10 protein-coding genes, 1 tRNA gene and 2 rRNA genes (1 of these 13 running past the window's edge) are annotated in these 11,826 nt (G+C 45.0%); 2 read left to right on the top strand and 11 right to left on the bottom strand.

All coding sequences use genetic code 11. The features are described 5' to 3' along the window. The first annotated feature begins 234 nt into the window (after window positions 1–234). Together tadA and PUW25_RS00440 are read left to right on the top strand one after the other, a co-directional pair. A complete protein-coding gene (gene tadA, locus PUW25_RS00445; RefSeq protein WP_274337866.1) occupies window positions 235–750 on the top strand; it encodes a tRNA adenosine(34) deaminase TadA in 516 nt (171 codons plus the stop codon). Window positions 751–753: 3 nt separating this feature from the next. Beyond that, a complete protein-coding gene (locus PUW25_RS00440; protein ID WP_274337865.1) occupies window positions 754–1,317 on the top strand; it encodes a GNAT family N-acetyltransferase in 564 nt (187 codons plus the stop codon). Window positions 1,318–1,509: 192 nt separating this feature from the next. Here PUW25_RS00440 and PUW25_RS00435 read toward each other — a convergent pair whose 3' ends face one another. The 11 genes from PUW25_RS00435 to PUW25_RS00385 all read right to left on the bottom strand — a co-directional run. Then, on the bottom strand, window positions 1,510–2,592 hold the full coding sequence (locus PUW25_RS00435; RefSeq protein ID WP_274337864.1) for a hypothetical protein: 1,083 nt from the start codon (window positions 2,590–2,592) through the stop codon (window positions 1,510–1,512). A gap of 306 nt (window positions 2,593–2,898) precedes the next feature. Continuing rightward, window positions 2,899–3,051 (bottom strand): small acid-soluble spore protein P, encoded by a 153-nt coding sequence (locus PUW25_RS00430; protein ID WP_205055247.1) that lies wholly within the window; start codon window positions 3,049–3,051, stop codon window positions 2,899–2,901. 13 nt (window positions 3,052–3,064) lie between these two features. Further along, entirely contained in the window at window positions 3,065–3,406 is a 342-nt protein-coding gene (locus PUW25_RS00425) for a hypothetical protein (RefSeq protein ID WP_205055248.1), read from the bottom strand. A gap of 130 nt (window positions 3,407–3,536) precedes the next feature. Further along, window positions 3,537–3,625, bottom strand: a tRNA-Ser gene (locus tag PUW25_RS00420). 130 nt (window positions 3,626–3,755) lie between these two features. Next, window positions 3,756–5,039, bottom strand: coding sequence for a serine--tRNA ligase (gene serS / locus PUW25_RS00415; protein WP_205055249.1), 1,284 nt, complete (start codon window positions 5,037–5,039; stop codon window positions 3,756–3,758). Between the two features lie 137 nt (window positions 5,040–5,176). Then, window positions 5,177–5,749 (bottom strand): pyridoxal 5'-phosphate synthase glutaminase subunit PdxT, encoded by a 573-nt coding sequence (gene pdxT, locus PUW25_RS00410; RefSeq protein WP_274337863.1) that lies wholly within the window; start codon window positions 5,747–5,749, stop codon window positions 5,177–5,179. 17 nt (window positions 5,750–5,766) lie between these two features. Further along, complete coding sequence (pdxS, locus tag PUW25_RS00405) at window positions 5,767–6,648, bottom strand: pyridoxal 5'-phosphate synthase lyase subunit PdxS (protein ID WP_047914362.1); 882 nt, start codon at window positions 6,646–6,648, stop codon at window positions 5,767–5,769. A 309-nt stretch (window positions 6,649–6,957) separates the two neighbouring features. After that, entirely contained in the window at window positions 6,958–8,328 is a 1,371-nt protein-coding gene (locus PUW25_RS00400) for a D-alanyl-D-alanine carboxypeptidase family protein (protein ID WP_274338616.1), read from the bottom strand. Window positions 8,329–8,730: 402 nt separating this feature from the next. Next, window positions 8,731–10,194 carry an IMP dehydrogenase gene (guaB, locus tag PUW25_RS00395; protein ID WP_047914363.1) on the bottom strand — a complete coding sequence of 488 codons (1,464 nt, stop codon included), beginning with the start codon at window positions 10,192–10,194 and terminating at the stop codon, window positions 8,731–8,733. 348 nt (window positions 10,195–10,542) lie between these two features. Then, a 5S ribosomal RNA gene (gene rrf, locus PUW25_RS00390) occupies window positions 10,543–10,659 on the bottom strand. A 95-nt stretch (window positions 10,660–10,754) separates the two neighbouring features. Next, window positions 10,755–11,826 (bottom strand): 23S ribosomal RNA (locus PUW25_RS00385); it runs 1,861 nt beyond the window's last position.

Here is an 11,826-nt window from a genome sequence, read left to right as displayed (position 1 = left end):
TCTATTTATTGATTTGATATATCCTGAGGTTAAATCTACAATTAATTAAATAGGCTCGAAACGCGATATGAAAAATAATACACATATTTGTGCACAAATCCACAGGCCTTTGGATAATATGTGTACAAACTTGTTAGCAACTACAAGGTTATCCACAGAGTTATGCACAACATGTTAACAATCGAATATTTGTTCGTTGGATAATTGGAATAAGGAAAGGCAGGAACTGCATAAATGAACGAATTTCAGTCCCAAATCGGTAAAAACGAGGATTTTTTATTCACAGATGAGTATTGGATGAGAGAAGCCATAAGTGAGGCAATAAAGGCAGAGGCATTAGGTGAAGTGCCTATTGGAGCGATTGTAGTTAAAGACAATGAGATCATTGGCCGGGGATACAATCTTAGAGAGCTTCAATATGATGCGACAGCACATGCCGAGATCATTGCTATTAAACAAGCAAGCGAGCATTTGAAAGCATGGAGATTGCTCGACTGTAAGCTGTATGTCACGCTCGAACCCTGCCCGATGTGTGCGGGTGCCATCGTACAATCTAGAATTCCTCATGTTGTGTATGGAACAACAGATCCGAAGGCCGGCTGCGCCGGTACGCTCATGAATTTGCTTCAGGAATCTCGATTTAATCATCAGACCGAGATTACAAGTGGCGTGTTACAGGAGGAATGTGCTGCGCTGCTTACGTCCTTCTTTAGAAAGCTTCGCCGAAAGCCACGTACGGAGGGTGAATAACAGGTGGATACAATTCTTCGGGATACACAACACGGAATCTATATCAGGCCTTATGCAATAGAAGATACGGAAGCGTTACAAGCTATGTATATGGCTAGCAGAGAGCATCACGCCCCCTTTGAACCCATTAGAGGAGATGAATTTTACACTCTGGAATCCTTGAGAAACAGAATCCGATCCAGGCAGCAGGAAGCGGAGCAGGACCAGGGCTACTATTTTGGAGTTTTCGAGGAAAATACCGATAAGCTGATTGGACAGGTCAGTCTCACCAATATCGCACGTGGAGTGGCTCAGTATGCAGATTTAGGTTATTTTACGCATATAGATTACATGGGTAAAGGCTATATGAGCGCCGCGGTTAAGCTGATCCTCTTATTTGCCTTCCGTTCACTTGAGCTTCACCGGATACAGGCATCCATTCTTCTTCACAATGAGGCGTCCCGCCGTGTCCTCGAGAAGAACGGCTTCATCCCAGAGGGCATTGCCCGGGGATATTTGCTGATTGCTGGCCGCTGGCAGGATCACCAGATCTATTCTTTGTTAAATCCCAATGATAGACATGACTAATGCCTTCAATGAACTGCATGATCACCTGAGCTAGTGAGCGGTCATGTGTTACGCAAGTTACACGTACTTAGCTACTATAAGACATAATAAAAAAACCCGTCGAGCTGACGGGTTTTCTTGTGTATAAAACTGATGTATCTCCATCGAATTATCATTATATAATGGCAATCTCATTTATAACACCAATCGGAATTAATAGCTGTAGTAATACTCGTTCAATACTTCTTCAAACTCTTCCATAGTTACTACATCATCTCCCGCAGGAATACCAATGACGAATTCAGGCTTTTCGTTAATTTTGGAATAATGATTCGTACCTGTCAGCGCAAGGTTAATAACCTCTTCCGTGTCTGGATCGTTGATCACGATATCCACAATCGCTTCTTGGTACGCAGGGATGTTATCCTTGTTAATCGCTGTATTGATGTTGAATGTGTTGATCGTCAAATAATTCTTCAGCTCTTCCAGATCTGCTGCCATCTGGCTTTGATCTGTCGCTGTAAGTGCTTCCTTCGCTTCTGCAATATCCTCATCTGTCAGCTGGAGCATCTCTTTGTATTCATCCTTGCTGATGATATCGAGTACTTTAGGCAGTGCGTTGTTTACCAAGACGGTAATGGCTTCCTTCACATTGTCATTGGTAATTGCAAATTGTACGATCTGTTTAGCCTCTACATCCTCTGGAAGTGTAACTGCATCTGTCTCTAGGTTTTTGAAGTACGTATCCTGATCGTATTCTGCAAGAACTGCCTCGCTAATTTCATTCGTCAGCTCTTGGGATTTAGCAACATCCATCGCTGCTGGATTCCACTCTACGCCTTCTTCCTCAGCAAGCTTCTTCATATCCAGCTCAATGTATTTATCAATAAGGGTTTCAGGCATTGGAAGCATAGGTATGTTCGGTACCTTAACGTATACCTTCTCCGTAGTCACCACCATTGGGATGTTATACGTCATCTCCATATCGCCCTTGATTGCGATGCCCAGCGTAAACTCTGCCTGCATCGGATCATTTTGGAACACGCCGTCAACCGTAAGCTCAGCATCCTTCAGCATGGACATAAACATAGCCATGTCCTCGGAATTTTCAGCAGAGCTAAAGCTTAAGTTGTCGATTTTTACTTTACTCGTCATTGCATAAGAGGTCATTTCTGCAGCTTGTGTTGCTGCCGTTTGTACCGCCTCTTTCGGCTCTTGCTTGGCTCCGCAGCCTGCCAGAATTAACACCATCGACAGCATTAATGCAAACAAGCCTTTCGTGAATCCCTTTTTCATTTGTTGTTTTTCCCCTTTCCAAAGCACCATTTCCATAAATCACACCATAACATAATAAACCATTAGCTCATAAGTATAAACACTTTTGGTCAATTTTGGTGCTATAGATTTATAAAAATCTAATTTAGTTAATTTCGTCTTTTTTCGACACCGTTTTATAAGCGTTTTCATTTAGAGGTTTGCGAGGGTTTTTCTTGTCACGTTGCGGATTTTCATAAATACGAAAAATAAAAAAGCCTCTGCTTTAAAAGCATGGCCTTTTCACAAAAATGCATTATCACTCACGTACAAATAAATAATCAATAACTATCCTTCCGGATTGTTATGGTCCACATGATTGCGGTTCTTCACCTTTTTGGAGCCTGACAACGGCGCGGGACCCGAAGCATGATCACGCTTCTCTTTACCCCCTTGTGAAGCCTGTGCTTCAGGGACAGGAACTGCTCTTGGCTTACCCATTCGTGAATCCCTCCTAAGGATTGGTTAACTGCTGCACCGCTTGGGCACATTCATGGATATGACGTGTGTAATCCTGCGTCATCTGCTGTATTGCATCGGTGCGTTCATCCATATGAAGCCCGTCTTTTTCTACATCAATGAGATCTACCTTCACTTCACGGTTGTCCACATACGCACAGCGAAAATCAAATGAGTACAATTGACGTCCTGCCGCATCAATATGAATACGGATTGCTTGCTGATCCGCCTCATCGGCATGCACCTGAGCTTGATCTCCCTGATTTAGTATTACAGGCAGTCTTTCTTGCCAGGCATGAACAAGCTGATTCTGATCGATATCAAAATTTTGGCTCATTTATATTAGCACCTCCACACCTTATAAAGTGCGAAATACGGTCGCTTTTTATGCATCGGCCCTTGTCATGAACTGATATAAAACAAAAAAGCCATCTCTATAATAGAGAATGGCTTGATTATGCTATGTATGGCGGAGAGGATGGGATTCGAACCCATGTGGAGTTGCCCCCTAACGGTTTTCAAGACCGCCCCGTTATGACCGCTTCGGTACCTCTCCAGGATAAAATAATGCTTTATTTGGCGCTAAATTTATATAACGCGTAACAAAAATTATTTTATCACAGCTAGTACACAATTGCAAGTTATTTTTAATTTTTATCCTATCCGCAATATAGAAGACATCTCTACTACTTCTTAGATGTGATTTTTTCTACTCCGCCCATATATGGAACGAGTACTTTTGGAATAATGACACTTCCATCTTCCTGCTGATAATTCTCCAGAATAGCCGCTACCGTTCTGCCTACCGCTAGACCAGATCCATTCAGCGTATGCAAAAATTCAGGCTTGGCCTTCGCTTCTCTGCGGAAACGAATGTTTGCCCGTCTAGCCTGAAAATCCTCACAGTTAGAGCAAGAGGAGATCTCGCGGTACATCCCGCTCTCAGGCAGCCATACTTCAAGGTCATACGTCTTCGCTGATGTAAAGCCCATATCTGCTGTACACAGCGCCATAACGCGGTAAGGCAGCTCCAGAAGCTGCAGAACACGTTCTGCATTGAGGGTCATCTCTTCCAGTTCTTCATAAGAATTCTCAGGCAGCGAGAACTTCAGCATCTCTACTTTGTTGAATTGGTGCTGTCTGATCAGACCTCTTGTATCACGCCCTGCCGATCCGGCTTCAGAACGGAAGCAAGAGCTGTAAGCGACAAATTTCTGAGGCAGCTCTTCTGCAGGGATAATCTCCTCACGGTGATAGTTCGTTACCGGTACTTCTGCCGTTGGAATCAAGTAATACTCGGTATCCTTGATCTTGAACAGGTCCTCTTCGAATTTAGGCAGCTGTCCTGTACCATACAGACTGTCCTGATTAACAATCATCGGCGGCAGAATCTCTTCATAACCATGATGATTACTATGAAGGTCCATCATGAAGTTAATCAATGCCCGCTCAAGACGTGCACCTAGACCTTTATAGAAAGTAAATCTAGAGCCAGTTACCTTAGCAGCAGCTTCAAAATCAAGTATTCCCAGCTCCCCAGCTACATCCCAGTGCGCTTTTGGTGCGAAGCTGAACTCTCTTGCTTCAGACCAGCGGCGAACCTCTACATTCTCATCCTCAGAAGCTCCCACCGGAACACTCTCATGCGGCAGGTTAGGAATCGCCATCGTCAAATCATTGATCTCGGATTCAAGCGTACGAATTTCTTCATCCATCTGCTTAATACGATCGGATACCTCACGCATCTCCAGAATCAGCTCTTCTGCATCCTCTTTGTTCTTCTTGCGTTTGGCCACTTCACCGGATACTGTATTCCGGCGATTCTTTAGTAGCTCTACCTCTTGCAGCAATTCCCGTCGACGCATATCCAGCTTGGGGAATTCCGCAATAAGCTCCACTGATTTGCCTCGGTTCTTTAGTGCTTGCTCTACTCGACCGAAGTCATTTCTCAATATTTTAACATCTAACACGAATAATCCCTCCTACGAAAACAACCTTGCCTGAAAAATAGGAAAAGCTCCTCCCGCAAAGCTTATACAAGCCTGTGGGAGAAGTTTTTCGTGCCTTACCCGGGCAAGATCGTTTAAAAGTACAATTATCTCAAACCTTACAGGCTGCTCTCTACCATCTGCACAAAATACTGATGTAATCGATAATCATCCGTGAGCTCCGGATGGAAGGAGCATGCGAGCAAATGCCCTTGACGGGCTGTCACGATTTCGTCTTGATACATAGATAGAACCGTAACCTCGTCTCCAATAGATTGAATGAGCGGAGCACGAATAAACACTGCGCGTACCGTCTCTTCGATGCCAACCATCTGCAAGTCGGTCTCAAAGCTCTCACGCTGACGGCCAAAAGCATTTCTTGAAACCGTCATGTTCATCAATCCTAGATGTGGTTCTTCACCGCCGGCAATTCGCTCAGCTAGCACAATCAAACCAGCACAAGTGCCGAATATTGGCTTGCCAGCCGCGGAAAATTGCCGAATTGCATCAATGAAGTTATACTTTCTCATCAGCTTACCAATCGTTGTACTCTCTCCGCCAGGAATAATTAAACCGTCTATATCGTTTAATTGCTCCACCTTCTTAATAGAGAAGCCTACACCACCAGCTAGCTCTACACTTCGAATATGCTCAGCTACTGCACCTTGTAGCGCCAATACACCAATCTTCAACTCGGTTCCCTTCTCTCTTACCAACCGCGATCGGACATGCGTTCTGCTGCAGTCAATTTGGATATTTCAATCCCTTTCATAGGGGCTCCTAAGTTCTTGGAAACTTCGGCAATCAGTTTGTAGTCGGTATAATGAGTTGTCGCTTCCACGATTGCACGAGCAAATTTCTCAGGGTTGTCCGATTTGAAAATACCTGATCCTACGAATACACCATCTGCGCCCAAGTGCATCATGAGCGCTGCATCTGCTGGAGTCGCTACACCGCCTGCTGCAAAGTTAACGACAGGTAGCTTTCCATTCTCATGGACTTCACGCAGAAGCTCATAAGTCACGCCCAGATTTTTCGCTTCTGCATACAATTCATCCTTGGACATGTTCTGTACTTTGCGAATTTGGCTGTTAATGAAACGCATATGACGAACGGCCTCAACGATGTTACCTGTTCCCGGCTCGCCTTTTGTACGAATCATGGATGCCCCTTCACCAATCCGTCTTAGCGCCTCTCCTAAATCCTTCGCGCCACATACAAATGGTACAGTGAACTCATGCTTATCGATATGGAACACTTCATCCGCAGGCGTAAGCACTTCGCTCTCATCAAGATAGTCAACACCTAGTGATTCCAGTACTTTCGCTTCAACGTAATGACCGATACGCGCCTTAGCCATAACCGGAATAGATACAACCTTCATAACCTCTTCAACGATGGTTGGATCAGCCATACGCGCCACACCACCGGCCGCACGAATGTCAGAAGGTACCCGCTCAAGAGCCATAACCGCAGTTGCACCTGATGCTTCTGCAATTTTTGCCTGCTCCGCGTTCATGACGTCCATGATGACGCCGCCTTTTTGCATTTCTGCCATGCCTCTTTTAACACGAGATGTTCCTGTTTCCATATCCTTTTACGCCCCCCATAATATGCAGCAGTTCTTCCACTTAGGTCCCTATAAATAAGGTGTGTATACTTAGAAAAACATATTATATTTATCGACCATAAAATAGAATTCTAACTTGATATTTTACCTTATACATCCTTATTATACAACAATTTTACTGGATTTGACGTTCTATCCGAAGATCACCTGGACAGCGAAAATGAACCTAGGGCAGATCGTGCTTATATGACCTGTCTAGTTGTCATTATCTCCGCTATGGACAATTTTATTTGATTTAAAATATTTGGTTTAAGAAACTGACTTCATAGCTTAAAACAAATTTTTGATACTGTCGAACATATCCCCGAAGAAGTCCCCAATTGCACGGAACATCAGGCTGAACCAGCCGGCTTTTTCTACAGGCTCTGAGGTCACAAGGTTCACGGTCTGTACCTGTTCACTTGCCATTCCTTCAATTTTGTAAGTGTACGTAATAGTGCCTGCTTTGGCTCCAGCTTCTACAGGTGCAGTTAGTCCTTCTCCTTCAAAGCTTGTCTCAAAAGTTGGAGTTGCATTCTCTGTTCCTTTAGGTACGAGGAAGTTCACTGCCTGTTCCGTTACAACTGGTGCTTCTTTCTCCTTACCTTTTAACACTGGAGCTGTTTCTGCACCTGGAACAACGCTCTTGGCAGCTACGACCTGCTTCACTTCAAAATTCTCGAAGCCGTAATCAAGCACTTTCTTCGTTTCTGTAAACCGGCTAGCTTGTGAATCAGCACCCATAACGACACTAATCAGTCGCATGCCATCTCGTTCAGCCGTACCCGTAAAATTGTTGCCTGCTCTTGCCGTATGTCCTGTCTTCAATCCATCCAGGCCTTCGTAAGCAAACTGTTTGAAGTTCGTAATGTCTTTGTTCGCTTCAAGCATCCAGTTCCAGTTCACCATCGGCTCTTGATCCGTTTCGCGGAATTTCAAGGATGGAATCGCTGTGTATTTGGCAAAATCCGGATGGTCAGTAATGATATACTTAGCCAATATTGCTGCATCCATTGCAGACATCGTAATTTCCTCATCTTCCGCAGGACGGAATTCCTCAGGCATATCTGCACGGTCAAGGCCAGTCGAATTGATGAAATGGGTTTTCGTCATTCCCATCCGCTTGGCTTCTTCATTCATCAGCTTAACAAACTCTTGCTCTGAACCAGCAACATATTCTGCAAGTGCTACAGTTGCGTCATTGGCTGAGCCTACAGCCATCGCTATGTATAGCTCTTCTACCGTATGTGTGTCACCTTCTGCTAGGAAGATTCGTGAGCCCTCACTGCTAGCTGCATTTTTCTTGACGGTAACTTCGGTATCCCACGAAAGCTCCCCTTGTTTGACCTTCTCAGCTACGATATACTCCGTCATCATCTTGGTCATACTCGCAGGCGCCAAAGCCTCGTCCGCATTAACAGATAGAAGCACCTCACCCGTGGTTGGCTCCAGCAATATTGCTGCCTTTACGTTAAGATTAACCGAGTCTGGAGACGGGACCTTAGCTGTTGCTGCAATTGTTGCCGCAGTCGTTTCAGCTGTCGTATCTGTATTTGTTGTTGTGGCCGTTGCTACAGGAACGGAAGCTCCAAACACAGCTGCTGGAAGCACCGCCATGGAGAGCATATTCACAACCATAACCGTAGCAATCCTCTTCTTCATTTTCGCCTTCTTTCCCTTAGTGGAATGCTCTAATAATTCACTGTATTTCTTCAATGGAATAAATCCTCCTCTAATTTCTCAATCAATGATGTGCAAAACCCAATTCGTTCGTAATTACTTCGTATGCATGAATTCAATCGTGCCGAGATATTAAGAATCTATATTCTATACCACGATCCTAAACCACAGGATACGCAGCGAATTGCAGGCAGATTTATCTCACTGCTAAAACGAGCTTAAAATAAATGTCTCAACAGCGATTCATTTAGCGGAACAAGCACTGTTTCATTTTAACACACGATATTGTGCAAAAAAAGACAGGTCAGGTTAATTTCAACCTGCCTGTCTATAATCATGAGACTCTATATTGATGAAGGAATCATCAGTATAGAAAATTATATTCTACAAAGCGTAGTTAGGTGCTTCCTTCGTAATCTGTACATCATGCGGATGGCTCTCACGTAAGCCAGCATTTGTGATACGAATAAATTGAGTGTCGTTACGAAGCTGATCGAGAGTTTCTGTTCCACAGTAACCCATACCTGCACGAAGACCACCCATAAGCTGATGAACTGTGTCGCTTAGTGGACCTTTATAAGCTACACGTCCCTCAATTCCTTCCGGTACAAGCTTCTTGCTCTGATCATTATCTTGGAAGTAACGGTCTGCACTACCTTTTTTCATAGCGCTGATCGAGCCCATACCCCGATATCCTTTGAAACGGCGGCCTTGATAAATTTCAAACTCACCAGGGCTTTCTTCCGTACCTGCAAACAAGCTTCCCATCATAACAGCATGGGCTCCAGCAGCAAGTGCCTTCGTAATTTCTCCGGAGTATTTAATACCTCCATCTGCAATGATAGGAACGTTATATTCTCTTGCAACAGAAGCACAATCATAAATCGCAGTAATTTGAGGTACACCGATACCTGCTACGACACGAGTCGTACAGATTGAACCTGGACCAATACCGACCTTAACTACAGATGCGCCGGCTTCGATAAGCTCGCGAGTCGCTTCGCCTGTTGCCACGTTACCTGCAATGATTGTCAGTTCCGGGTATAGACCACGTAGTTTGCGAACTGCATCAATAATGTTTTTGCTGTGTCCATGTGCTGAGTCGATGGAGATCAAGTCAACACCGGCTTTAACCAGAGCTTCTGTACGCTCGTATAGATCTTGAGAGATACCAACCGCTGCACCCACCACAAGACGTCCTTGTGCATCTTTGGCTGCGTGAGGGAATTGGATTGCTTTTTCAATATCTTTAATCGTAATAAGTCCTTTGAGTGTGTTCGTTTCGTCAACCAAAGGAAGTTTCTCAATCTTATGCTTTTGCAGGATCTCTTCAGCTTGATCCAAAGTTGTACCCACCGGTGCAGTAACCAGGTTCTCGCTTGTCATTACTTCGGAGATTTTGATGTTGTAATCATGGATGAAACGCAAATCGCGGTTAGTAAGAATACCAACAAGCTTCTGCTGATCATCGACGATAGGCACACCAGAAATACGGAATTTAGCCATAACACCTTCAGCATCCGATACCAAATGATCTCTGGTCAAAGAAAAAGGGTTCGTAATGACGCCACTCTCGGAACGCTTAACACGATCTACTTCCTCTGCTTGCTGCTCAGCTGTCATATTCTTATGAATAATACCAATACCGCCTTCTCTTGCGATGGCAATAGCCAAAGGCGCTTCTGTAACAGTATCCATTGCAGCACTAATGAGTGGAATGTTAAGCTTGATATTCTCGCTCAAACGAACCGATACATCAACTTGTTTAGGCAAAACCTCAGATTTACGAGGTACTAACAATACATCATCAAACGTTAAACCTTCTTTACCGAACTTATCTTCCCACACCAGGATGTTCCTCCTTTATTTATATAGCCTTAAAGATCCGAAAATCAGCCCCATTTGAGAACTTTCGACCGTTTTCTGAAAATATATTATTGCCATCTTAGCAAAGGCCCATTTGCACTGTCAAGGAAAAGTAACCTGCTATGAAAGAGAGTATTGCACTAGAAAAACAAGTGTATCTGAGATGCGGACAAAACCTAATTTAATCGAATAATGGCACTCCTGTTTCGTAGAATTGTAATTCGATGAACTTACACCATCTATGACATAGAATGCATCTTTTTCATGTAATTTATCGCTGAAAATAAAAAAAACAACCCACTTCCTATTAGAGGAAATGGGTTATCTTTAGCTTGGCGGCGTCCTACTCTCCCAGGACCCTGCGGTCCAAGTACCATCGGCGCTGGAGGGCTTAACGGTCGTGTTCGGGATGGGTACGTGTGGAACCCCTCCGCTATCGCCACCAAACATGATTTTTCGAAGCTTTCGCTTCTTGAAAAATCGTTATAACAAGGATTTACTCCCTGAAAACTAGATACGAAACAATTCACGATTTATGTTTTTTGGATAAGCCCTCGACCGATTAGTACTGGTCAGCTCCATGCATTGCTGCACTTCCACCCCCAGCCTATCTACCTCGTCGTCTTCAAGGGGTCTTACTAATTGGGAAATCTCATCTTGAGGGGGGCTTCACGCTTAGATGCTTTCAGCGCTTATCCCGTCCGTACATAGCTACCCAGCGGTGCTCCTGGCGGAACAACTGGTACACCAGCGGTACGTCCATCCCGGTCCTCTCGTACTAAGGACAGCTCCTCTCAAATTTCCTACGCCCACGACAGATAGGGACCGAACTGTCTCACGACGTTCTGAACCCAGCTCGCGTACCGCTTTAATGGGCGAACAGCCCAACCCTTGGGACCTACTTCAGCCCCAGGATGCGATGAGCCGACATCGAGGTGCCAAACCTCCCCGTCGATGTGGACTCTTGGGGGAGATAAGCCTGTTATCCCCAGGGTAGCTTTTATCCGTTGAGCGATGGCCCTTCCATGCGGTACCACCGGATCACTAAGCCCGACTTTCGTCCCTGCTCGACTTGTAGGTCTCGCAGTCAAGCTCCCTTGTGCCTTTACACTCTTCGAATGATTTCCAACCATTCTGAGGGAACCTTTGGGCGCCTCCGTTACTCTTTAGGAGGCGACCGCCCCAGTCAAACTGCCCACCTGACACTGTCCTCGCACCGGATTACGGTACCAAGTTAGAACCTAGATACGATCAGGGTGGTATCCCAACGTTGCCTCCACAGAAGCTGGCGCTCCTGTTTCCTAGGCTCCCACCTATCCTGTACAGATCGTACCCAAATCCAATATCAAGCTGCAGTAAAGCTCCATGGGGTCTTTCCGTCTTGTCGCGGGTAACCTGCATCTTCACAGGTATTAAAATTTCACCGGATCTCTCGTTGAGACAGCGCCCAAGTCGTTACGCCATTCGTGCGGGTCAGAATTTACCTGACAAGGAATTTCGCTACCTTAGGACCGTTATAGTTACGGCCGCCGTTTACTGGGGCTTCGGTTCACAGCTTCGGGTTTAACCCCTAACCGCTCCCCTTAACCTTCCAGCACCGGGCAGGCGTCAGCC

Origin of the sequence: Paenibacillus urinalis, assembly GCF_028747985.1 — a bacterium.
Classification (GTDB): domain Bacteria; phylum Bacillota; class Bacilli; order Paenibacillales; family Paenibacillaceae; genus Paenibacillus; species Paenibacillus urinalis.
This window is presented reverse-complemented; position numbering and strand designations above follow the sequence as displayed.